General features: G+C 59.5%; 23 protein-coding genes and 2 pseudogenes. 16 read left to right on the forward strand and 9 right to left on the reverse strand.

Annotated features, from left to right (window positions below; all coding sequences use genetic code 11):
* The 8 genes and pseudogenes from HWY05_RS12775 to HWY05_RS38720 all read left to right on the forward strand — a co-directional run bounded on the left by HWY05_RS12775 (nucleotide 1) and on the right by HWY05_RS38720 (nucleotide 8,018).
* Nucleotides 1-954, forward strand: a complete 954-nt coding sequence (locus tag HWY05_RS12775) for an acetaldehyde dehydrogenase (acetylating) (RefSeq protein ID WP_176058588.1) — start codon at nucleotides 1-3, stop codon at nucleotides 952-954.
* A complete protein-coding gene (gene dmpG, locus HWY05_RS12780) occupies nucleotides 951-1,985 on the forward strand; it encodes a 4-hydroxy-2-oxovalerate aldolase (protein WP_176058589.1) in 1,035 nt (344 codons plus the stop codon). The genes HWY05_RS12775 and dmpG overlap by 4 nt, the downstream gene beginning before the upstream one ends.
* Nucleotides 1,986-2,066: 81 nt before the next feature.
* Entirely contained in the window at nucleotides 2,067-3,404 is a 1,338-nt protein-coding gene (locus HWY05_RS12785; RefSeq protein WP_176058590.1) for an MFS transporter, read from the forward strand.
* A 173-nt stretch (nucleotides 3,405-3,577) separates the two neighbouring features.
* Complete coding sequence (locus HWY05_RS12790) at nucleotides 3,578-5,332, forward strand: FAD-dependent monooxygenase (protein ID WP_176058591.1); 1,755 nt, start codon at nucleotides 3,578-3,580, stop codon at nucleotides 5,330-5,332.
* A 77-nt stretch (nucleotides 5,333-5,409) separates the two neighbouring features.
* Nucleotides 5,410-6,279, forward strand: coding sequence for an alpha/beta fold hydrolase (locus HWY05_RS12795; protein WP_176058592.1), 870 nt, complete (start codon nucleotides 5,410-5,412; stop codon nucleotides 6,277-6,279).
* Between the two features lie 88 nt (nucleotides 6,280-6,367).
* Nucleotides 6,368-7,369: an ABC transporter substrate-binding protein gene (locus tag HWY05_RS12800; protein ID WP_176058593.1), complete on the forward strand. Its 1,002-nt coding sequence runs from the start codon at nucleotides 6,368-6,370 to the stop codon at nucleotides 7,367-7,369.
* A 133-nt stretch (nucleotides 7,370-7,502) separates the two neighbouring features.
* A pseudogene (locus tag HWY05_RS12805) lies at nucleotides 7,503-7,598 on the forward strand (2-dehydropantoate 2-reductase N-terminal domain-containing protein); the annotation flags it as partial.
* 138 nt (nucleotides 7,599-7,736) lie between these two features.
* Nucleotides 7,737-8,018 (forward strand): amidohydrolase family protein, encoded by a 282-nt coding sequence (locus HWY05_RS38720; protein WP_176058595.1) that lies wholly within the window; start codon nucleotides 7,737-7,739, stop codon nucleotides 8,016-8,018.
* A gap of 888 nt (nucleotides 8,019-8,906) precedes the next feature.
* Here the strand turns inward: HWY05_RS38720 and HWY05_RS12825 are convergent.
* The 7 genes from HWY05_RS12825 to HWY05_RS12855 all read right to left on the reverse strand — a co-directional run bounded on the left by HWY05_RS12825 (nucleotide 8,907) and on the right by HWY05_RS12855 (nucleotide 12,857).
* Nucleotides 8,907-9,728: a Sir2 family NAD-dependent protein deacetylase gene (locus HWY05_RS12825; protein ID WP_176058597.1), complete on the reverse strand. Its 822-nt coding sequence runs from the start codon at nucleotides 9,726-9,728 to the stop codon at nucleotides 8,907-8,909.
* A 99-nt stretch (nucleotides 9,729-9,827) separates the two neighbouring features.
* The gene (locus HWY05_RS12830; RefSeq protein WP_176058598.1) at nucleotides 9,828-10,253 is read right to left on the reverse strand and encodes a putative phosphothreonine lyase domain-containg protein; all 426 of its coding nucleotides are present in this window, start codon (nucleotides 10,251-10,253) and stop codon (nucleotides 9,828-9,830) included.
* Nucleotides 10,254-10,320: 67 nt separating this feature from the next.
* Nucleotides 10,321-10,926 carry an RNA 2'-phosphotransferase gene (locus tag HWY05_RS12835; RefSeq protein WP_176058599.1) on the reverse strand — a complete coding sequence of 202 codons (606 nt, stop codon included), beginning with the start codon at nucleotides 10,924-10,926 and terminating at the stop codon, nucleotides 10,321-10,323.
* 42 nt (nucleotides 10,927-10,968) lie between these two features.
* A complete protein-coding gene (locus HWY05_RS12840; RefSeq protein WP_176058600.1) occupies nucleotides 10,969-11,214 on the reverse strand; it encodes a helix-turn-helix domain-containing protein in 246 nt (81 codons plus the stop codon).
* 87 nt (nucleotides 11,215-11,301) lie between these two features.
* Entirely contained in the window at nucleotides 11,302-11,685 is a 384-nt protein-coding gene (locus HWY05_RS38300) for a hypothetical protein (protein ID WP_244146603.1), read from the reverse strand.
* 33 nt (nucleotides 11,686-11,718) lie between these two features.
* Nucleotides 11,719-12,405 carry a hypothetical protein gene (locus HWY05_RS12850; protein WP_176058601.1) on the reverse strand — a complete coding sequence of 229 codons (687 nt, stop codon included), beginning with the start codon at nucleotides 12,403-12,405 and terminating at the stop codon, nucleotides 11,719-11,721.
* Nucleotides 12,406-12,479: 74 nt separating this feature from the next.
* Nucleotides 12,480-12,857: a hypothetical protein gene (locus tag HWY05_RS12855; protein ID WP_176058602.1), complete on the reverse strand. Its 378-nt coding sequence runs from the start codon at nucleotides 12,855-12,857 to the stop codon at nucleotides 12,480-12,482.
* A gap of 455 nt (nucleotides 12,858-13,312) precedes the next feature.
* Between HWY05_RS12855 and HWY05_RS38625 the strand changes: the two genes are divergently transcribed.
* Complete coding sequence (locus tag HWY05_RS38625) at nucleotides 13,313-13,552, forward strand: helix-turn-helix transcriptional regulator (RefSeq protein ID WP_176058603.1); 240 nt, start codon at nucleotides 13,313-13,315, stop codon at nucleotides 13,550-13,552.
* Nucleotides 13,553-13,950: 398 nt separating this feature from the next.
* On the opposite strand, the pseudogene thyA reads toward HWY05_RS38625, so the two are convergent.
* A pseudogene (thyA, locus tag HWY05_RS12865) lies at nucleotides 13,951-14,715 on the reverse strand (thymidylate synthase); the annotation flags it as partial.
* Nucleotides 14,716-14,895: 180 nt separating this feature from the next.
* Nucleotides 14,896-16,290, reverse strand: a complete 1,395-nt coding sequence (locus HWY05_RS12870; RefSeq protein WP_176058604.1) for a sigma-54 dependent transcriptional regulator — start codon at nucleotides 16,288-16,290, stop codon at nucleotides 14,896-14,898.
* Nucleotides 16,291-16,827: 537 nt separating this feature from the next.
* On the opposite strand from HWY05_RS12870, the gene HWY05_RS12875 reads away from it, so the two are divergent.
* The 7 genes from HWY05_RS12875 to HWY05_RS12905 all read left to right on the forward strand — a co-directional run bounded on the left by HWY05_RS12875 (nucleotide 16,828) and on the right by HWY05_RS12905 (nucleotide 23,187).
* Nucleotides 16,828-17,328: a hypothetical protein gene (locus tag HWY05_RS12875; protein ID WP_176058605.1), complete on the forward strand. Its 501-nt coding sequence runs from the start codon at nucleotides 16,828-16,830 to the stop codon at nucleotides 17,326-17,328.
* An 83-nt stretch (nucleotides 17,329-17,411) separates the two neighbouring features.
* Nucleotides 17,412-17,951, forward strand: a complete 540-nt coding sequence (locus tag HWY05_RS12880; RefSeq protein ID WP_156126531.1) for a hypothetical protein — start codon at nucleotides 17,412-17,414, stop codon at nucleotides 17,949-17,951.
* Nucleotides 17,948-18,592: a hypothetical protein gene (locus HWY05_RS12885; protein WP_176058606.1), complete on the forward strand. Its 645-nt coding sequence runs from the start codon at nucleotides 17,948-17,950 to the stop codon at nucleotides 18,590-18,592. Before HWY05_RS12880 ends, HWY05_RS12885 begins: the two co-directional genes overlap by 4 nt.
* Before the next feature lie 26 nt (nucleotides 18,593-18,618).
* Nucleotides 18,619-20,010 (forward strand): hypothetical protein, encoded by a 1,392-nt coding sequence (locus tag HWY05_RS12890; RefSeq protein WP_035547466.1) that lies wholly within the window; start codon nucleotides 18,619-18,621, stop codon nucleotides 20,008-20,010.
* 105 nt (nucleotides 20,011-20,115) lie between these two features.
* Nucleotides 20,116-20,829: a C39 family peptidase gene (locus tag HWY05_RS12895; RefSeq protein ID WP_035547468.1), complete on the forward strand. Its 714-nt coding sequence runs from the start codon at nucleotides 20,116-20,118 to the stop codon at nucleotides 20,827-20,829.
* A gap of 7 nt (nucleotides 20,830-20,836) precedes the next feature.
* Complete coding sequence (locus HWY05_RS12900; protein ID WP_176058607.1) at nucleotides 20,837-21,646, forward strand: peptidase C39; 810 nt, start codon at nucleotides 20,837-20,839, stop codon at nucleotides 21,644-21,646.
* Nucleotides 21,647-21,750: 104 nt separating this feature from the next.
* A complete protein-coding gene (locus HWY05_RS12905) occupies nucleotides 21,751-23,187 on the forward strand; it encodes a hypothetical protein (RefSeq protein ID WP_176058608.1) in 1,437 nt (478 codons plus the stop codon).
* The last annotated feature ends 23 nt before the right edge of the window (nucleotides 23,188-23,210 follow it).

The following is a 23,210-nucleotide window of genomic DNA, read 5'->3' on the forward strand; positions in this document are numbered from 1 at the left end:
ATGTCCAAAACCAAGGTAGCCATCATCGGTTCCGGCAATATCGGCACTGACCTGATGATAAAAGTGCTTCGCTTGTCTGACGTTCTTGAAATGGGCGCCTTCGTTGGCATCGACCCCGAGTCAGACGGCCTGAAGCGTGCAGAACGTATGGGGGTGCCCATCACGGCAGAAGGCATCGACGGACTGACACGTCTGCCCAATTTTGAAGAAATCAAAATCGTTTTTGATGCGACTTCGGCTGGTGCTCACAAGAAGCACGACGCGGTACTGCAGTCGTTCGGGAAACGCGTCATTGACCTCACGCCGGCGGCGATTGGGCCTTTCACTGTGCCGTGCGTGAATGGCGAACAGAATCTCGACGCCCCGAACGTGAACATGGTGACATGCGGCGGCCAGGCAACCATTCCCATTGTTGCTGCCGTCAGCGCAGTCTCGAACGTCCCCTATGCAGAAATCGTTGCATCGATTTCGTCGCGTTCGGCAGGCCCCGGTACTCGCGCCAATATCGACGAGTTTACCGAAACGACTTCACAGGCAATCGAAAAAGTCGGTGGCGCAAAGCGCGGCAAGGCAATCATCGTCCTCAATCCGGCAGAGCCGCCGCTCATCATGCGCGACACAGTCTATTGCCTCTGCGAAAGCACGGATGAAGCAGCAGTCACTGCGTCGATTGAGGCAACCGTCGCCAAGGTCAAATCGTACGTTCCTGGTTACCGGATGAAGCAGAAGGTCCAGTTCCAGCATTACACCGACGAGAGTCCGCTCTTCATCGCAGAGCTCGGCCGCTCCTTCACGGGGATGAAGGTCACGGTGTTCCTCGAAGTCGAGGGCGCCGCCCATTACCTGCCTGCTTACGCCGGCAATCTCGACATCATGACTTCGGCAGCATTGGCCACGGCCGAGAGCATCGTCCGTCGCCAGAAACACGAAAGCACCGCCGCGGAGGCTGTATGAATAAGGATGTCAAATCCAAGCTGTATATCCAGGACGTAACGCTGCGCGATGGTATGCACGCCGTGCGCCATCAATACAGTCTTGACCATGTCCGTGCAATCGCCCGCGCGCTGGACGCGGCGAAGGTTGACGCCATTGAGGTCGCTCACGGTGACGGTCTTTCCGGCTCAAGTTTCAATTACGGCTTCGGCGCCTGCACGGACTGGGCGTGGATTGAGGCAACCGCTGAGGTCATCACGCATGCCAAGCTGACCACGCTTCTCATTCCGGGCATCGGCACTACCCGTGACCTTAAGCGCGCATACGAATCGGGTGTCCGTTCGGTCCGCGTGGCTACGCATTGCACCGAAGCAGACGTGTCGAAGCAGCACATCGAATACGCCCGAGAACTTGGCATGGATGTCTCCGGCTTTCTGATGATGTCGCACATGCTGGAGCCGGCCAAGCTCGCCCAGCAGGCGAAGCTCATGGAATCGTACGGTGCGCATTGCGTGTACGTCACTGACTCCGGCGGAGCCATGACCATGGATGACACCGCCGCACGCTTTCGTGCGTACGACGAAGTGCTCAAACCCGAAACGGAACGTGGCATCCACGCACATCACAACCTCTCGCTCGGCGTGGCGAACTCGATTGTCGCCGTTCAGAACGGCGCAATTCGCGTCGATGCAAGCCTGGCGGGTATGGGAGCAGGCGCCGGCAATGCCCCGCTCGAGGTCTTCATTGCTGCGGCCGATGTCTATGACTGGGAACACGGCACGGACCTGTTCGCGCTGATGGACGCTGCCGAGGAACTGGTGCGCCCGCTTCAGGACCGTCCGGTTCGCGTGGACCGGGAGACGCTGAGTCTCGGTTACGCCGGCGTCTACTCGAGTTTCCTGCGACACGCTGAGACTGCGGCAAAGCAGTATGGGCTCGACACGCGAACCATCCTCATTGAGTTGGGCAAACGAAAAATGGTCGGTGGCCAGGAAGACATGATTGTCGACGTCGCGCTCGACCTGGTTGCACGGCAGAAGGAAGCAGTCTGACGCAACGGCAATACTTCACCGGGCCCTTGATGGCCCGGTGACGAAGAAGAAAAAACCATCTATCCACGGTTGGAGGCAGACATGAACGAATACCTCGCTTCGAATTCCGATGCGAGCCTGCTAAGAAAGCGGGCGTACCGGAAAATCTGGTGGCGCATCATCCCGTTGCTCTTCGTGTGTTACGGGATTGCATTCATCGACCGCATCAACCTTGGTTTCACCAAGCTTCAGATGAGCGATGCCTTGGGCATCAATCCCACGTGGTATGGCATCGCGGCGGGGGCATTCTTTATCACCTATTCGCTGTGCGAGATGCCGAGCAATATCCTTCTCGCCAGGTGGGGCGCCCGTCGCACGTTTGTCCGCATCATGTTTTTGTGGGGTCTGGCTACGGCCGCCACGGCATTTGTTATGACTGTGGGACACCTCATCACGCTGCGCCTGCTCCTCGGCGCATTCGAGGCTGGCTTCCTGCCGGGCATCGTCCTGTACCTGACATTCTGGTTTCCGGCCAGCATGCGCGCCCGTGTGACAGCTGTCATTTTTGTAGCCAACGCCGCTGCGGGCTCTATCGCCGCCCCCCTGAGCGGGTGGATTCTGACGTCGCTGAACGGTGCCCTCGGGCTGGCAGGATGGAAATGGGTGTTCATCGTGCAAGGCTTGCCAGCATGCGTGCTCGGCATTGTCTGTTTCCTCACGTTGCGCGACAAGCCGGATAACGCTGAATGGCTGACCGCTGAAGAAAAGGCAGCGGTCAAGGCGGACCTCGCCTCTGAAGTCGTGGTGTCGCCCGACCACTCCTTCGGCGTCTTTCGCCAGGTTTTGGGTAACCCGGTGAACTACCTCGTCGCGTTCCTGTTCTTCACAGCAATCTGCAGCAACTATCTGCTGTTCTTCTGGCTGCCAACGATTGTCAAGGAAAGTGGTGTTGCATCGCTCGTGAACGTCGGATTGCTGACTGCCATTCCGCTCGCCATGGGATTCATTGGTGCAATCGTTCTGAGCTGGAGTTCGGACCGGTTGAAGGAGCGGCGCTGGCACCTCGCGCTGTGTTTTTGCCTCATTGCACTTGGCCTGATTGCCAGCACTACGACCCATTCGCTGCCGTTGATGCTCATCTCGTTCGCGGTCGCGAGCTTCGCGACCGGCGCCAGTGGGCCGCTCATCTGGGCCATCCCGCCCGCGTATCTCGGCAAGAAGGCTGCGCCCATTGGCATCGCTTTCATTAGCACCCTCGGGAACATCGCAGGCTTTGCGAGCCCACCGCTGCTTGGTTACATCAAGACCACGACGGGCAGCCTGACCAATGGCGTGTTGTTGATTGCTGCTCTCTCTGCGGTTGGCGCGATTTGTATTGCCTTCGCGTTCCCGGAGCGCGTTGTGCGAGTAGCCCGAAAGGACGCCATTGAAGCGGCGTGAGCGAAACGGGTCGCCGACATTTGACTATGCCGGGCCGAAATCTGATTGCACTGGAACGGACGTGGTGGCCGAAATGGTCTCCGCGTCCCGGCGCCCGAAAAGCGGGCGCGCGGCCCGCGACCAGTGCCCATGGATGCTGTTTGTTTGATTATTAAAAAGCCTAGGAAGCAATTATGGGAACCAGCACTGAATTCGATACCGACGTGGTCATTGTCGGCTCTGGTCCGATGGGCGCCACTACAGCGCTTGCATTGGCCACTTACGGAGTCCGCGCGCATATCGTCTCGCGGTTCAACTGGCTGGCCGACACTCCACGCGCGCACATTACCAATCAGCGAACGATGGAGGTCTACCGCGACCTGCAGATTGAAGAGGAAGTGCTTCGCCATGCCACGGAGTGGGACCAGATGGGCGACAGCCTCTTCGCCACAAGTCTGGCCGGCGAGGAACTGATTCGCCTGCGTGCGTGGGGTACCGGTGATGCGCGCCACGGCGATTACGTTCAGGGTAGCCCTTGCAATGTCGTCGACATCATCCAGCCGGAGATTGAGCCAATCCTGTTCAAAAACGCCGCCCAGCGCGGGGCTACGTTTTCGACCAATACTGAATATCTGTCGCACGAGCAGGACGGCAACGGCGTGACCGTGCAGCTTCAGGACCGTATCACCGGACGTGAATATTCGATGCGCGCCAAGTACCTGGTGGGTGCAGACGGCGCGCGCTCGAAAGTCGTCGAAGAGCTTGGCCTGCAAATCGAAGGTCAGATGGCACGTGCGGGGACCGCCTACGTCATCTTCAATGCGGACCTGACGCGCTACGTGAAGCATCGCCCTAGCATCCTGCACTGGATTGTCAGCCCGGACGCCGCATTCGGCGAGATTGGCCTCGGACTGCTCCGCGCGGTCAAACCGTGGACCCAGTGGATTGCCGGCTGGGGCTTCGACATATCCAAGGGTGAACCGGACCTCAGCGAAGAGACCGTTCTCAGCAAGATTCGAATCTTGGTTGGTGACCCGGAACTCGAGGTCGACCTGGTTCGCAAATCGGTCTGGTACGTGAATCAGGCCTACGCAACCACCTACTCGAAAGGACGCGTGTTCGCAGGCGGAGATGCAACTCACCGTCACCCACCCTCCAGCGGACTTGGGTTGAACACTTGCGTTCAGGATGGTTTCAATCTTGCCTGGAAGCTTGCATATGTACTGAAAGGCTACGCGGCCGACAAATTGCTCGAGACATATTCACCTGAGCGGGCGCCGGTCGGCAAGCAGATTGTTTTGCGCGCGAACCAGTCGCGTCTCGACTATGCACCTATCAAAGCGGTATTCAGCGTCGAAGGCGCAGAAAATCCCGTAGCAGCCGGCATCGCCCGATTCAAGGACCCCGGGCCTGAAGGCGCCAAGGCGCGTCAGGCGGCGCAGGAAGCTCTGGAACTCAAGAACCGTGAATTCAACGCGCAAGGCGTTGAGATGAACCAGCGATACAACTCCTCGGCGGTCATCCCGGATGGGCAGGTAGGTGAGGAGGAATGGAAGCGCGACCAGGAGCTTTATCTGCAGGCGACCAGCCGGCCGGGCGCCAAGATTCCGCACGCGTGGCTCATTGATAAAACCGGGCACCGTGTGTCCACCCTCGACGTTACGGGCAAAGGCAAATTCACGCTTGTTACTGGCCTGTCTGGCGGCGCATGGGTTAAGGCCGCCGACGAGCTCGATTTACCTTTCTTGCAAACGGTTGTCACTGGCGCGAATGATACGCAGGACCCTTACTGCGACTGGCAGCGTGTTCGCGAAATTTCAGAAGCGGGAGCGCTTCTCGTTCGTCCCGATGGATACATAGCGTGGCGCCAGGGCGAGAACGTATTCAACGCCGCTATAGCGAAAGACCTTCTTCAGTCCGCGCTATCAGCTGTTCTCCGCAGCGCATGAAGTCGTTGGCTGGACACGCGGTTTGAACCACGCATTTCGAGCAATTCTAATCATTTTGTAGGAGCAAGGATTTCACCATGAGCGCGAACACTCAATTGACGGAAGCGGGAACCAGCAAGCTTGTGCGAATCAAGGAAGGCGACCTCGACCTCCAGATTCACTACAACGACATGGGCAAAGGCGGCGAAACCGTGGTGATGCTGCACGGCTCCGGGCCCGGCGCGAGTGGTTGGGCTAACTTCAATCGCAATCTGGAGCCGCTGGTCGAGCAAGGTTATCGGGTCATCCTGATGGACTGTCCGGGCTGGAGCAAGAGCGACCCCATCGTATGTACGGGCTCCCGTTCGGAGCTCAATGCCCGCGCACTGAAGGGTCTTCTCGATGCAATCGACGTACAGGGTCCCGTACACATCATCGGCAATTCGATGGGCGGTCACAGTGCGGTTGCGTTCGCACTCGCCAATCCATCGCGCGTCGGCAAGCTCATCCTGATGGGCGGCGGCACCGGTGGCCCGAGCCAGTTCGTTCCGATGCCCACCGAAGGCATCAAACTCTTGCAAGGCCTCTATCGTGAGCCGACGATTGAGAACCTCAAGAAGATGATGAACGTGTTCGTATACGACACAAGCAACCTGACCGAAGACCTGTTCCACGCGCGTCTGAACAACATGCTCGCACAGAAGGAACATCTCGAAAACTTTACCAAGAGCCACGCGGCGAATCCGAAGCAGTTCCCTGACGTCGGACACCGTCTCTCTGAAGTCAAAGCGCCGACTCTCATCATCTGGGGCCGCGACGACCGCTTCGTTCCGATGGATGTGGGCCTGCGCCTGCTGTGGGGTATGCCGAACGCTGAATTCCACATCTTCAATCGTTGTGGACATTGGGCGCAGTGGGAACATGCTGACAAATTCAATCGCATGGTGCTCGACTTCCTTACGCATTGATTTGGGCGGTCGCGCTTACCCTGTCTTTTTGAGGTCCAACGAAAAGGTCTGACTCCTTTCAGATGGACCCAACAGCCAGGTCTTATGAATGAAGAACCGGCCCGACACCATGAAAAAAGTTAAGCACTTACTCTCGCTAGTTGCGGCTGTAGCTATCGTGTCGGCGTGCACCAGCGGTCGAACAGTAAGTTCGGGACCTCAACGCATCGGGTTCGTGGCGGGTGCGGGTGGATTCCAGAAGATGGCTGTAACGAATCAAGCGTTCTTTGACGCGCTGGCTGAGTCCGGATACGCCAATGGCAAGACGCTGGATGTGGTATTTCGCACGGCAGACGGCGACATGGCTCGCATGCCGTCGCTTGTGAACGAAGTCTTGAGCGAACGGGTGGACATCCTCGTCGTATCTTCGTCGCCTGGATGCGCAGCGGCCAAGGCAGCGACGACGACCGTGCCCATTCTTTGCATTTCGGTTCAGGATGACCCGGTCAAGGCTGGACTTACTCAGAGCCTGACTTCTCCATCTGGGAATATCGTTGGCGTTCACAGCTATCTTGCGGACGGGATTTCGCAGCAACTCGACTGGCTCGGTCGATTCGTGCCGCACCTGACGAAACTTGCTGTACTTTACAACCCGCAGAATGCAACACATGTCAGGTTGCTCTCGGAATGGACCGAGCTCGCAGGCAAGCGCGAAATACGTATCGTGCCGATGCCTGTTGTCAAAGCTGGCGACATTGACGCAGCAGTTAAGCATGCAGTTCACCAGAACGCACAGATAGCGATTGGCCTGTTGGGCGCGGACACCTACGCATTAAGAAGAAATATTGCACAGAGCGCTAGCGAAAATCATTTTCCCATCGCAATGGATACCCCCGGCGGATATACCCAGTTGGGCGGCGTGGCGACCGTTGGAGTCGACATCGTACCGCTCTATCGAAAGGGCGCGTTGGACCTGATGGTACCCATGCTTCGAGGAAAGCGCCCTTCAGAACTCGCATGGATTGGGCCGGACAAGGTATCCGTGAAGGTCAATCAAGCAGTGGCAAAGACCTTCGGCTTGACTATCCCGGATGACGCAGCGGTCGAATGAAGTCATAGCTCCTCGCTCGCTAATCACGCAGCCCCGGAATCCGAGGGCGCAGGTCATTCGGACATCGGTTCGAGATTCCTTGCCCTACTGCAATGGGGTGGGCAAAATTGGATGTCATGTTCGGGAGTCCAACATGAAAATTTTTGTCATTGGTGCAGGAGCCGTTGGCTCCTACCCCGGAGCTGCTTTGGCACTTGCCGGGCACGACGTCATATTCGGCGTCCGCGATACCTCGCTAGCGAGATTGAACCCGTTGGAATCCGGCTGAGTGGCCCGCGAGGCGATTTTCAGGTGAAAGGTGTCAAACACACGGAGAAGGCTGACCATGTTGACGATGCCGATGTTGTTATATCGACAGTGAAGCTGTATGACGTCAAGTCGAGCGCAAAACAGTGGCGACCTGCCACCGAGAGCGCCGGCGCCGTCATCTGTGTCCAGAACGGGGGCGATGGCGTGTACCGCATGCGCGAAGGAGCGCCGCATGGTGTGGGGAAGCGATTGGCCGCATCCTACCGAAAAGTACAGTAAGCCGGACGATGCAAAACTTTTCGATTTGCTAGCTGTATGCGCGCCCGAGGCGGCAAGCCAGCATCGCATTCTCGTCGACAATCCCGCGACTCTTTATGGATTTGGAACCGAAGCGACCTGACCGGGAGCTACATTTAACCGCGACTGGTACGCGTCGACTCGCGCCCGGAACTGGGAAAACGCACTGAACGCTTGGCGCAGTGAGCGTCGCCTTTTCCGTACCTTGACGCAGACTAATGGAGCTTGCTGGTTTCGGCATCTTTGCGTAGTACGTTTATCGCCGCGGTGACGATTCATCCGTCGCTCTGCATGCGTTGAGCTGTGAGAGATTTGACGCGCGCGCATACCTTCACGTTTTAACCGGATGTGCGCGCGTCAGAAGCAGAGCGACATACGAAGTCGGCACTACGCATCGGCCGTAAGCCGGCGTTCGTAAGACCACTGTGTGTTACTGATGAAGGCATAGAGTGGGAGGCTGGGGTCAGTCCTATGGCAGCGCGCTAGTCGTCGTTCGCGGCGAATAGCAACTGCTGCGTGCGCTTCATGACCCAAGCCACTTCTGCTTGCGAAAAGTCCCACGTACCCGAGTCGACCTTGAATCTCACGCCTTTCTCGACTCCCCTCAACGCCACGTCACGGGACATGCCAGAGGTCAACATCTTTCGTGTTGCGTACGCTGATAGCTGACTAGCAAGGTCTTCACACGCGTCATAGCGTGCCCACAGTTGCTCTTCAGTGAGACCGCTTTGATAGCGCCCGTTGACTTCGCGAACGAGAAGTTTTGGTTGAACCCCGGTTACAGAACCTAGGTCCTGGTCTCTCGGGAAATCATTGGGCACACGTCGGTCTGTCATTTCGTTCTCTATAGCTGTGGTAACTGCCGAGTCGGCTTGACCATCGGACCGGCCTCGCATGTCGTCGCGCCGTGTGCGAATTCGCTCAGCGGAGCGCCTACAACTTGCTGCCGAGGTGTACGCGCACTAGGCGGTTGGCTGTGATTTAAGAAAACTCACAACTGGCCGTCAAGCATCTTGAGCGCCGCGACAGCCGTGGCCTCGAAACCGACACCATGCGCCGGGCTCGTAGTCGACTCTCGAAGGTTAATCCGAATCAGCCTCTGCGCCGAGAATCGTTCGCCGAAGCGTCGGACCGTCGGCAAAGCTCTACCGGCGCCCACCTCCACAACAACCAGCTTCGACACGGAAGAAATCCAGGATGCGAGCCGCTGCTGCTGCTTCTCATACGGAAGGCCAACCCAACCCCAGTCTCCGAACATTAGGATATTCGGACGCGCGAGAGCGCCACAACGAGGGCAACGGGGCATCGGGCTCTCCAACTCAGAGGTTGCATTTACGAGCGGATGAAAATCTGTCGCCGACCAGGTATCGTCCGTACAGGTCTCCAGACATTGGAGTGCGTGAATCGACCCATGGCATTCATGCACACGGTGTTCCGGGAACCCGGCCTTTTGGAACTGCCCATCAACATTACTCGTAAACACGAATGCGCCATGCGGCATGCGGTCCGCCCATCTACGCAAAATCGCAAAGCCCCCATGCGGTACGGTTTCACGATAGAGCTTCAGACGGTGTCCATAGAAGCCCCATGCAAGCTCTGGATGTTCAGCAAACCTCGCGGGGTTTGCTATGTCCTCGAACGATAGGCCGTGGTGCCGAAGTGCGGGATAGGCGCGCCAGAAGCCATCTTGGCCACGAAAGTCAGGAAGGCCCGAGTCGACCCCCATGCCCGCGCCGGCGGTGATGAGTAGCCCGTCTGCTTCACGAAGCCAAGCGCCAGCTTTCTCCAGCTTTCCATCTCGCAAATCAGTCATCTGTGTAAGCGTCTTTGTGCAAGAGAGTGTGGCGCGATACCAAGTCGACGGTGTGCGCGTGTCGAGCAATCCCACGTCGCCATGCTGGTTCACCTGCTTCTATGCACGTAGGTACCATTCGTCAGGGCCGTAAATTCTGTTCAGCGTGTCGATGTCACGCTTGTACCCGAGTTCCACGACAAAGCCCAGTGACCGCAACACTTCACGTACGCGCAAGAGGTCTTGTTTGTCTGTCCAATCTTGCGTGTACACGCAAATGACGTGACCATCACGACCCATGCTGCGCAGAGCCGTCGATACCTTGGCAAACAAGAGCTCATCGGCCTCCACTGCACCCCTAATCTTGGTCCAGGCCTGGTCGACATCGGATGAAGGCGCGAAAATGCACCACTTGCCCGTTGTATATCCCGAGCGGATGATGCCGCAGCTAGGGGATTTCCTCATCTGCCAGCTCCGACTGAAGTCTTCCGAGGGGTGCTCGGACCTACTCAACAACAGCTCTTCAAGACGCGATTGCTTGTTCATTTCGAGTCGCTCGCGAAGAATGTCTTGGGTCTCGCTGAGCGCACGCTGCCATGACTTTTGCCCGCGCTCATCGTGTTTTAATTTGAGACAGGTAAATAGGCGGGACTACCGCGGTAAGCCAAGCGCCGTTATCCGAGCGAGAGAAGGCGTGCCCATCGACGTACATCTGCGAAGCGTTCAGGACGAGAACCAATGGTGACCCGTGGCGAGCACCTACTCGCGTTGCCGTGTCGATGTCCGTGCTCAGATGGACGGCGTGCCTGGTTCGAGGTGTCAATACTTCAACGGTGATACTCGCCCAGTTGCTCCACGCGGTGCCGTGATACAGAATCGCCGGGCGCTCTATTGCGGCATAGCCTAGGTTCACCTCTATCGAGTGACCTTGCACCGCGCCTATTCGCTCGCCGCCTGCGGATAGTGAGAAGCGCTGTTTGTCGCTCGTCGCGACGACCGCCAGAATGACGTCTCTCGTAACTGCTGGCATCGTTCTCAACCGCTTTGACGCACCCGCAGTACGCGCAGCGCGTGCGATTGCGCGTATCAGTTCGTCGACAGATACCCAGCCCTGACTGTCGAGCCTGATGCCAATCATCTCGGGTTCGTGCCGCAAAATCTTCGAAAGAAGTCTGCTAACCGCGACCAAGTCAGTGGGGAGATGCTTATCGGCTTTCATGTCCATTTAGATATGTGTCGCGCACAACGGGGCGCATTTCGCTCATTCTTCGCCCGCTGTTGAAGCTTGGTAGGCTCTTACCGCAGCACGCTGGTCGGCCTGATAGGCCAGTACTGACGCCTTTTCCACGAATCGGTGGTTCCCCGCTATGTGGTGAAGTTTGAGTTTTCCTTGCTCAAGCAGCTTCAGAACGTGTGGACGGGAAACGAATAACAGTTTCGCCGCGTCGGCGATAGACATGAAATCGCCGGCTTCGGATGGTGGGGAAATCTTTGCGTTCTTCGACATTGTGGCTCACCTCCTCGCAAAACAACCATCCCTACCGCGCCTTGTTTGAACCATGCAAGCTCTCAACCGCTTAGCGTTGCGTTGGCTTCAATTCCTTTTCTGTCGCGTGGCGCGCGACTGTTCCAACTCAACGCTGAGCGCGTCGATTTGCGCTTGCATGCCAGCCGCTCGTTTGACTAGCTGCCCGACTGCATGCCAATAGGCATATCCCAGGTCCCCGTCCGCCAAGCCCAATTCATGGAACTTCCGAAGCGCAATCTCAATGTCAATTTCGTTACCTGCGTTCATGTCATTTCCCGCTGATTTTGAGGCGCGGTGGTCGCGCTCCGTGGCAGGTTTGCGCGTAAGCAAAATCCCTTCATTCAAGTATCTCTTTTCGATGCGCAGCATGACCAAGCTGAGTACAAACGCGACTGCCGGCACGACCAGAAGTGCAGGGTTACTGAGCGCGAAGGTCAGGAGTTCTTTCATGGCCAGCCGACGTAAGAAACTGAGGTCTCGTGTCTAGGGGAATAGCCGCGCGTATTGTTCCGCGAAGCTCGCGGCTTCCTCCACTACTGACTCGACATCTTCTGCTGATAGCCGTTGGAGTGGCGTAGCACCGTCCAGCGCCTCAGCCGGGGTCGTGAAGAAGTCGAACATGGTCCATGAGTCAATTTTGCCCAGACGACGTATGACTTTTCTGAAGTCGTCACGGAAAATCATAGGCGTGAGAAAAAACGCTGGATAGTAAGCTTCGGGTCCGAAGTAGAGGCGGAAAATCCGCCCGGAATCGACAAGCTTATCGAGCTTCTTTTCTGTGATGCCGGCGGCGCTGCAAAAATCGTGAGTTCGAAGCACTTTGCCTTGAAGCACAAGCGGGTAGCGCTCCGCGTTCGCTTTATTAGCCCCGGGTAAAGGCTCATGTTCGAGTGTCCCCTTCGATGCACGTTTGACGCGCTTTCGAAGATTCTCTTCTTCTTCGCGAAGCGCAGATAGGTCAATTCCGTATACCTCGGCTATGCCCATCGCTTCACAGAGATGATTCTTGAACATGCGGCCAAGCGCTGCATCAGGGATTTGCAGCAGCGTTTCAGTGGCTTTGGGGTCGCACAGGATTGCTGCGACGACGGCGCGACGTAGGATATGTTGTATCCAATCTTCATTGAGCGTTGTGTCAGTACTCGTATCACGCTTAGACCGAGGCGGCATGGTCATTCCTTTTAAGCGAACCTATAACCTTTTGCGCAGAGTCGAGTCGCTATGGCATCTCTGCTCCGCGCGTCTTATGACCCGCGCCGCGTGCGAGATATATGTTGATGCTGGGTATCGCCGTCACCCATAGCTTTTCCGCGCATCTGTTCGGTCACATCTTTAACGGCCCCGCCCTGTCCGTGGGTGATGGTGTGAAACCAGCTGTCCCACGTTTCAATTACATCCCAAAAGTTTCCGGGCTCGCCAAGGAGTCGGTAGGTAAGGCCATCGCTTGATTGCACGTGCATCGTTTTAGGGTTGAACGTGACGAGAGCAGAACTCACGCGCCCAAGGTCAACGGAGTCGAAGCCGACTAGCCGCTGCAGACCGTCATCGGTTTCGAAGATTCTCCAACGCGAGAGATAGACATCGGGCTCGACCGTGGTCTGAGGAACGGGCTGACGGGCCATCAAAATCTCCTTGGTTGCTTACGCGCGCCACTTTGCTGGCGCCAAAACGGCTGCTGTGCGGTGCCATTCGTCCGTCATGCAAAGCTGGCTCGGGAGGTCCCGATAAAAGTCACGACAACATCAACGTTGTGCCCACTCACGGGTGCACCGGTCGAGGTCGCGACGAAAGGCTATCCAGCGTGCAAGGCTGCTGAGCCGCTTCAGAAACACCACACACGACTACCAGCGCCTACGCACCGTATCAACCTCGTATGCCATGAAATTTGACCTGAGCAGGCTGTCTTTGGCCTTGCCCTATCGCTGCAGGGCGCGCGTTTGAAGGTGCGGCAAAGCATCCCTTGTCGACGTTTTGTTCATGATAAACACGTCTCAATGAGATGTATACACAGTAGATGTATAAACGGTAGACGTATAGCCGGTAGACGAAAAACTGGTGGTGGGCGAAATTCCCCTCCATGACTGACACTAAGCTGAACGAATTCGACCCGTACCTGCGCCGACGCGTTGCAGAAAACGTCTGGAAGCTGCGCACTGAACGAGGCCTGTCACAAGAAAAACTCAGCGATATGTGTGGCTTCCATAGGACGTACGTCAGTCAGGTCGAGCGGTCGACAACCAACATCTCCCTCGACAACTTGCAAAAGTTGGCTTATGGCCTTGACGTCGACCCGGTCGTACTTCTCCGCTCGTCGTAACGGTCATTCTCTGGCCGCGGATATACCGCAAGCGAAGGGACCCAAGGCGGAAGCACTCCACGAAAATCTCAACTCGGGTAGTCAGTCGTCGTCCTGATATGGCGGCGCGTGAGGCCGCCCTGCGCAAGCGTGGCCAGTACGGCCGCGCTCTCACGTCGACTCCTCACGGGTACCTGTTGTTTGCACGCGACATTCGTCGCTGCCGCGAACGTAAGACGCGCGAGGTCGCCATCGTCTAAGAGACGGGTCAATTTGAAAGGCGTTGGGATTCTTGCTTGGCGGCAATGCGCCGGGGAGAGAGCTACAGCGTTGGTACTTTCTGAACAAATACCAGAGGGAGAACCGGGTCTAAACCTTTGTCAGTGGTAGGTTGATGCTTTTTTAGGTTCCACAAACCAGTGCGCGTCGCCGATAAAGTACGTGAACCAGCGCGGCGTATAGCCCGTCAAGCGGCCCACCAGATGCAGCAACGCCGCGCCTTCGGTCAGATTGAACGGCGTGCCGAGCCCAACGTCGTTACTGCGAATGTACAGACACAGCGAAATTTCGCGCCGCGCGACGTTCGGCAGGAACTGATACAGCAGATGGCAAGCCGGCAACGCAATCTGATCCAGCACAGCGGGGTTCCATGCATGAAACAGAATTCGCCGGTCGGCGGGATTCTGCATGATCGTGTCCAGACATTGCCGCAACTGGTCGATCGCCTTGTAGAGCAGCACTTTAGGGCTGCCGTTCTCGTCGAATTCGGTCACCACGTGGAAGCCACGCGACTGCGCGTCGGCCAACTGCGCGCTCGCGCCCGCGTCGAGCACCTTGTAGGCCGGCCACTGGCGCCACTGCACGCCGTACACGTCGCCGAGATCGTCCGGCCCTTCGCGATACGGATTGGCCAGCCACTGCGGATTCTGGTTCGCGTTCGCGTCCCATACCTTGCAGCCGAGGTCGCGAAAATCCGCGGCGCTACGCGACGCGCGCAAAAATCCAACCAGTTCGCCGACCGCCGACTTGAACGCCAGCTTTTTCGTGGTGACAGCGGGAAAACCTTGCTGGAGGTCGAAGCGCAACATCGCGCCCGGCATGCTGATGGTGCGGATGCCGGTACGGTTCTCCTGCCATGTGCCGGTGTCGAGAATCGTGCGGACGAGGTCCAGATACTGTTTCATGCGGGTTCCTTCGACGACGCGCGCGGCGCAACAGCGAGACGCGCCACGGAAATTGAGCGGAAAACCCGATTTTAACAAGCGCGGCCGAACGACGCCGGAGCGCGGTATGAAGCGGAGAAAATAGTGATACCCGCCTTCCGCCCGGCCCGCGACACTCGCGAGGTCGGTCGAAAGCCGAGCCTAGAGATGCGGCACCGACGCCGGCAATTCGCCGTGCGGCGCGGCGAGCGGCTCGCCTTCCATATGCCGCATGCCATGCGAGCACAACAGGCGGTACAACGTGACGCGCGAAATACCGAGTTCCTGGGCGGCGTCGCCGAGACGGCCGCGATGGCGCAGCAACGCCAGTTCGATGGCCTGACGCTCGGCCGCCTCGCGTGCCTGCGCGAGCGACACGGGCACGATCTCGACATACTCGGCCAGTTCCAGATCGCGCGCCGTGATCGCGCGCCCTTCCGACATCACGATCGCGCGCCGCACCCGGTTGATCAGTTCGCGCACATTGCCCGGCCAGCCATAGTTATGCAGCGCCGCGATCGCATCCGGCGCAAAGCCGCGCAGACGGCGGCTCGCATCTTTCTTGAAACGTTCCAGCATGTGCCGCGCAAGCAGTTCGATATCCTTACCGCGCGCGCGCAGCGGTGGCTCGTCGATCTGCAGCACGCACAGACGGTGATACAGATCGGAGCGGAAGCGCCCTTCGATCATCGCGGCGGTCATATCCACGTGCGTGGCCGAGATGATGCGCACGTCGACGTCGATCGCACCGTGGCCGCCGAGCCGCTCGACCTTGCGTTCCTGCAGAAAGCGCAGCAGGCTCGCCTGGCTTTCGAGCGGCAGATCGCCGATTTCATCGAGAAACAAGGTGCCGCCATTGGCGGCTTCCACGCGGCCGATCTTGCGCTGATTCGCGCCCGTGAACGCGCCGCGCTCATAACCAAATAGTTCGGATTGCAACAGATGCGGGGGAATCGCACCGCAGTTGATCGGCACGAACGGCGCGTTGCGCCGTGCCGAGCGTTCGTGAATCGCGACCGCCGTCAATTCCTTGCCGGTGCCCGATTCACCGGAGATGAACACCGGCGCGTCGGTCATGGCCACTTTGCGGATGGAGCGGAACAGCGCGAGCATGGCGTCGCACGAGCCGACCATTTCGCCTTCGGCGCCTTGCGATGCATCGTTCGAAGCGGGTTCGCCCAGCGAGATCATGCCGTACGCGTGACCGACCGAATCGACGATGCGGTCGCCCGAATACGGCACTGTCACATAGTCGAAACAGTAGTCGCGCACGAGCCGGCGCAAAGCGGCGTCCTGTAACTGGCCGGGCAACGTGGCCGCGACCCAGCCGACGTTCGGCATGGTCAGGCAGGATTCGAAGGCGGCAATTTCATGCGGCTGGAAGTCGCTGCACAGATCGAGCAGGCCGCCCGCCGCCATTCCGGCGCGAACCGCCCGGCGCACGTCGCGCGCCGATCCCACCACTTCGACATGCCAGCCACGCTGATGAAAGCGTGTGTTCAGCTCCGCGCTCGGGTCGCGTGAAACATAAATCAGTTGCCGCGTTGCGGGTTCCATTATTCAGATCCTCTCGTCAACGAACGTTAAGGATGACGCACGCACCTGAACCAAGATTCAGACACGCTGACTCGTTCGGGATTCGCGCAATAGCAAAAACCGAACGGCCATTCCATTCCGTGCGGACAGCTGATCCCCAAGAAAGCGGCGTGTGTGTTTGAGACGGCCCGTTAGCGGGCTTTTTTAAATCTGAAGCTCTTTTTCGAGAGCTTACTATACGCGCGTCGCTTGGAAAACAATTATGCGAATTTAATCGCAAATCCCATACCCAGTAAGGTTTAGCGGGCGATCCACCGAGATTAAGCCGACAAATAAAAGACGAGTGGAAGCGCTTTTCCTAGCGTAGACCCGAAGGTACTTCGTACCGCCGCAATTAACAAATTATAGGTATTTTCTGCCTGCCGTTTCAGCGCTGAAACGTTTTTGTCCGATTTGTCGAGGCTGACTCCGGGGTATGCGGGTCGCATCCAGATGCACCAATGGATTGCGAGTGATGGCACACGTTTCGCTAAATGCTGTGCACCAAGGAGACACATCATGCGACTCGCTTTCCGCACCGAACTGAGCAGCCTCGCATCTTGCGCCGCACTGTGCGCCGCAGCCGCTCTGTTCGTGCTGCCCGCCGGCGTCCGTGCTCAACAGGCTGTCCAGGCGCAAACCGCCACGCTGGCCGATTCCGCCGACTCGAACGACAGCGGCTTCGCCTCGTTCACGAACGCGACGCTCCGCGTTAAGGCCGCGCCCGACTGGGCGACCTCGATGGCCAGCGAATTCCGCCTGCTCGCCGGCAACGTGCTGAGCCTTCCGGTCGATGGTGCATCGCTGAACGATTTTTCGCTCGACGACCAGGTCTTGTCGCGGCAACGCGGCGGCGCGGTCGGCATGTTGATGGTCGCGGCGACGCCGCAGTTGATGCGTGGCAACGGTAACGGCGTGACGCTGTGGGACGAAATCGCCCCGCCCTCGTCGCCGCTGCCGATTCCGGTCGACGCCGCGCGTTCCGCGCAAGGCAACGTGGCCAATTACCAAAGAAAGTAACCGAACAGATTAACGACGCATACCGGCGACGGTGACGCGCACAGCGCGCCACCCGCTCACAGAGACGAAGGCAAGGGACCGAAATGACTATCTCAACCCGCATGCCGTACGCGCACAGGTCGCCGCAGGCGACCTCGCACCCGGCCCGCCGTCCCGCCGCCCTGGCCGCACTAGCCGGAGCCGCCCTGCTCGCCGCATGTTTCAGCGTCTGCGCCAACGCGCAACAGACCGTCAATCCTGGCGACATCATCGTTGAACGCACGGTCACGCCGCGTGACGCGTTCATCCCGGTGCCGAAAGATCAGGATCCGGTCGCCGTACGCGCCACCACTTTCCCGGCCAATTCCTTCAATCCGGCAATCGCCCAACTCGTGGGCGATACCGATCTGACGAATGCGCACGGGTCCAGCGGCGTCGCCGACGGCGGGGTGCTCGGCGGCACCGGCATGCAGGCGGTCACGCAAATCCTGAGCGGCAAGTCGACCGGCAACAACGTCGCGCTGAACGCGGGCGGCATCGGCCTGCCCGGCCCGGGGATCGGCGGCACGATCACCTCGTCGGTCACCGGCGCGCTGGCACCGCTGTCGAACGCGCTGAGCGGCTCGCTCGGAGGTTTGAAATGAACCCGCTCAACTCGCGTTCACCGCGCTTGCGTTCGCTGCATACCGCGCTGTGCCTGTGCTTTGGCGGCGTGGCGCTGCTGGCCGGCCAGGCGCATGCGCAAGCCGTGCCGACCGTCGGCGCCAATGCGACCATCGGCAACGGCGCCGGCGCGGGTGTCACCGGCGCGTTCGCGGTCAATGAAACGGCCGGCCTCGACAACGCGCAGGCCAATCAGATCACGCTCACAAACGGTGGCTCGGTCGGCAATGCCAACGTCGGCACGCAAAGCGCGAGCGTCGCCGCGAAGGTCACGACGGCGCGGGCGTCGATCGAAGCCAATGCTTTTTCGAATACATCCGGCGCGGTACTGGTGAACCAGTCCGCCGGAGCAGGGAATCTGCAGCGCAACAGCACCCAGATCGGGACCGCCGCTGTGCTCGGAGTCGAGACCGTCTCGGATGGGGAGCTATCCGCGACGGCCCCGAAAAACGGAAGTCTGGGTCAATCCATCGGGGTTCATAGCGTCCGCGAAGCCAACATCTCCAGCGATGCCTTCAGGAACGTCAGCGGGATCGTGCAGATCAACCAGACAGCCGGCGCCGGTAATGCCACGGCAAACAGTTTTGTGCTCCGTCCCCCGGCGGGCACTTTTTTTAACTGACCACACTTAAAGTATCGGAGCGAATCATGAAGCGCACTCTTATTGCCGCAGCCGTCCTCGTTGCCGCATCCGGCAGCGCCTTTGCCGCACCGCAAAAGGTCTACCTGTTCAATGCCACGCTGGTGGGTGAAGCGGTCGGCGTCGAAGGTCTGGTTGGCCTGTACGGTTGCGTGCACGTGTCCAGCACGGCCGGCGCGGTGATCAACAACAGCCAGATGGTCAGCGTCAACGCGTCGCTCGACCCGCAAGCCCAGAGCTACACGAGCGGCCACGTGACGACGTCGGTGAATAACAACTCGTCGTCGGTCGTCGGCGGCGGCGTCGCGTACGCCGTGCTGACGCAAAGCCATTCGTCGAAATCGTCCAGCTCGCAAGGCGCTCAGGCGTCGGCCGGTTATGTGTACGGCAGCCAGAGCAGCGCGGTGCAAGGCGGCGGCTATTCGTTCAGCCAGCAGGCAGCCGGTATTGAAGGCGGCTTCAGCCACACCAGCCAGAACGCCGGCGGCCATATCGCGGCCGGCGGCTCGATCGGCGGCAGCTACAACTATCAGGGCTTCAATACGCCGTTCTTCGGCGAAGGCTCGGCGCATGCAAGCGGCGGTTTCTCGGCCGGCTACAACGAATCGAGCTATGCCAACTCGGCGGGTGTAGCGGGCGGCTTCGAAGCCAGCGAAGGTTCGGGACAAGGCAAGGTGTGGGGCTACAAGGCTAGCCAGGGCTCCGGCTACGCCGCGGTCGGCGAACAGTCGTCCAGCTATTCGAAGAGCTCCTCGTCTTCCACCGACGCCTACGGCGCAGCCTGGGGTATCGACGCCAGCCTCGCCACGACCGACGTGACGACCAAAGGCTCCGTGACGCAGCATATCAACACGCAAGCCGCCGGCACGCTCACCGCCACGACCGGCAACGGCGCCGCCAACGGTGTCTCGGGCAACCTCGGCATCAACATCACGGAAGGTATCGACAACGCTCAAAGCAACGACGTGTCGCTCGCTTCGGTCGACGTCGGCAACGTGTTCGGCAATGCGCAGATCTTCAACGCGCAAAGCTCGGCCGGCACCGCCAAGATCAACAACTTCAATCTGAATGCGTCGATCGGCGACAACTCGCTGCAAAGCGTGTCGGGCAATGTCGGGGTGAACGTCTCGTCGGGTATCGGCAACGTGCAGAACAACAGCCTCGCCGGTGCAGTGACGACGACCACGCCGATGAATGCCGAAACCACGGCAATGGTCGCCACGGATGACAACTCGCAATCCGCCAACATGTCGGTCAAGGGTCAATTCCAGGGCACCGCGATGCTGGGCGCAGGCGCTTTGATGAACGCGTCGGGCAACATCGGCGTGAACATTGCCGGTGGCGCGGGCAACCTGCAACACAACGGCCTCGCGATCGCAGCGCTGAACAGCGGTCACTAAGCTGACAGCACCGCGACAGCGGGTAGAAGAAGCCAGAAAAGCAGCAGGGAGGAAGCGCCGGCCGCCATCGAAGCGGCCGGCGCGACCACAAAGCAGGAGACCAGCATGTCCGGGTTCAAGGGGTTCCCGGCGCTACGCTTCGCCGTAGCGTTGGCAAGCTGCACGCTGTGCGTGGACCAGACTTACGCGCAGGCGAGCATCGACACGTCCACCTTCGCGGGCGTGCCGTTGACGAAGACGGTTCGTTCGATGAAGGACATCCGTTACAGCCACATCGTCAATCAGCAGTTCGACTACAGCTGCGGTGCGGCGGCGCTTGCGACCCTCCTCAAATTCGGCTACGGCATCGACATTCCGGAGACCGAACTGATCCGCCGGATGATGGTGTTCTCCACGCCTGAAGTGGTGGTCAAGAATGGCTTCTCGATGCTCGACATGAAGAAGTTCGTCGAGACCATCGGCATGCGCGGCCGCGGCTTTCGGGTCACCGTCGACGCACTCCAGCATTTACAGATTCCCGTGATGGTGTTGATGAACATCGACGGGTACGAACACTTCGTGATCGTCAAGCACGCCGAGCAAGGCCGCATCTTCATTGCGGATCCGGCGCTGGGCAATCGCATCGTGATGCAGGAGGACTTCGCGAAGACCTGGAACGGTCTCGTCTTCGCGGTCCTCGGCAAACCCTTCAGGGAGGATTCACCGCTCTTGCAGGACAACGAGTCGCTCGCGCTGAAGCTGCGCGCCAACGCGCTGGCTAACGGCACCGCGGCGACTCCCTTTGTCGAGTACGGCTTGATCAAGGCAGACCTGTTCTGACTCAACCATGAAGCAACAGCTCACTCAGCTCGGGCTCGCAATCTGCACCTTGATGTGCGGCCTGACCAGCAGCGCCCATGCGGCACAAGGCGCCGGCTCGCCACCGGTACCTGAATTTCTCGCCGCTCACGATACCGACGCTGCAGCCCTCAAGGTGCAGATGGTCGGCGACGATGTACTCGCGACCCAGACCGGCAAATACGCCGGCGGCACGATGATTTCCGGCTTCGTGCTGAACGTCATTTCGCAATGGCAGTTGCCCAACGGCGTGACCGCCCTCGCTCAGGGCACGCTGTCGGCGGTACAGAACGCCGTCGGACAGGTCACTACCGCCGTCAATTCGATGGCGAGCGTCACGGGGGGCAGCGGCGGCAATGCAGGTAACACGGGTGCCAACCCGAATGCTCAAGCGGCCGGCGGACAAAACATTTCGGTTAACGGGGTGTCGCAAGTCACCCAGGTCGCGGGCGATAAAAATACGGGTTCCAACTCGGCAGTCATCGATTTCAATAATAACGCCGTGATTCTGGGGGGCGCCGCCAATGTCCCGTCAGCAGCGGCCAGCAATTCGACCGGCTCAGTGAAAGCCGGCATCACGTTCGGCAGCAACGGCATTAGCGTCGCATTACAAACACCGGCTGGGCTCGCCACCCAGACCATCACGCCAGGCAACGGGCAGATCGCCCAGTTACTACAGATTGCAGGCAATAACCAGCAAGTCGCCAACGCATTGCAGTTGAGTTTGCAGACGCAGCAAATGTCAGCCGCGATGATCCGTCAGTTAGGCGTACTACAAGCGCTGCAAAACCGGAGATGACGCGGCGGGCCGCCACCCGCCAACCGTAGGACCAGCAGCAAAGATACGGCAGCGCGCCGCCCGGCAACGGACGGCGTGCAGCCGGAACACCGGGGGAACACAAAATGAATAATTTTTCATCGACCAGAATGCCGCGCACGGCACTGGCGGCCATTCCGGCCGCCGTCCTGCTATTCGCGCTTTCGCAAAGTGCCGGCGCTCAGGCGCTGGTGGGACAATCGGTAGAAGACCGTCTGAACACGTTGATGCGGGTCGTCGACGAGCAGCAGCGGCAGATCCATTCGCTCGAAACGCAAGTCACCAATCTCGAGATGGCGCAACGCGGCCGCGGCATGCCGGGCTACGGTGCGCCGGCCGGCAGCGAAGCGGTGGCCGAACAGCCCGGCGCCGACGGGCTGCCGGTGCCGTTGCCGCCGCTCGCCCAGGTCAATCCGGGCGTCCCGGCGCCAGGCGGCACCACCGGCACCGCCACCGGCGTGCCCGTCAACCCGCCCACGCCCGAGGGCAACAGCGCGGGTGGCCTGCCCGCCGCCACCGACGGCAGCGGCGCGATCGGCACGACCCAGAAAGCCAACGAACCGGTGCGCACGCAAGCCGAAGAAGCCGTCGTGCAGCGCGAACACGCGCCGCTCTTCGACCATAAGCTGACGTTGGACTGGGGCATTAGCGACACCTACTACGATCGCCGCCAGTTGCAGTTGTCGGGCTTCCTCGCGCTCGACGCGATTTTCCTCGGCAACATCAACCTCGGCGAGACCAAGTCGCACCAGGTGATGGCCGATCTCGATACGCGCTACGGTCTGACCGATCGCATGAGTATCGACGTCGACGTGCCGTACATCTACCGGCATAGCAACTTCATTGTCGGCGGCGCGGGCGGCGCGGCGAACACGTTGTCGGACGCGTCGGTGAACGGCAGCAATGTCGGCGACATCAACTTCGGGATCTACTACCAGTTCCTGAAAGAAACCAACAGCCTGCCCGACGTGGTCGGCAGTCTGCGCATCAAGGCCCCGACCGGCACCTCGCCGTTCGGCCAGAAGCTGGTGCAGGTGGACGCCAACAACACCAACCTCGTGGCACCGAACAAGCTGCCCACGGGCACCGGCATGTGGAACGTCACGGCCGGCGTCTCGCTGTTGAAAACCTACGACCCGGTGGTGCTGTTCGGCAGCCTGTCGTACACGTATAACGTCGCCCGTTCGTTCGCGGATATCTCGTCGGTGCAGGGACAAACCGAACCGGCGACGGTCAAGCTCGGCGACGTCGTGCAGTTCGGCGGCGGTGTCGCGCTCGCGTTCTCCGACAAGGACTCGGCCAGCATCTCGTACACGATGGCGCTCGAACCGGAATCGAAGACGCGCGCGCCGGGCGGCTCGTACTCGAAGGTGCCGGGCAGCGAGACCACCGCGGCCGCGCTGAATTTCGGGCTGAACCACGTGGTGAACAAGCACCTGACCATCAACGGTTCGGTCTCGGTCGGCCTGACGCCGGACGCGCCGAACTTCGTGGTCGGCGTGCGCTTTCCCTACACATTCTGATATGCCAACGATACGAGGTCGAA

The organism is Paraburkholderia sp. BCC1876, from assembly GCF_902833695.1.
GTDB lineage: Bacteria > Pseudomonadota > Gammaproteobacteria > Burkholderiales > Burkholderiaceae > Paraburkholderia.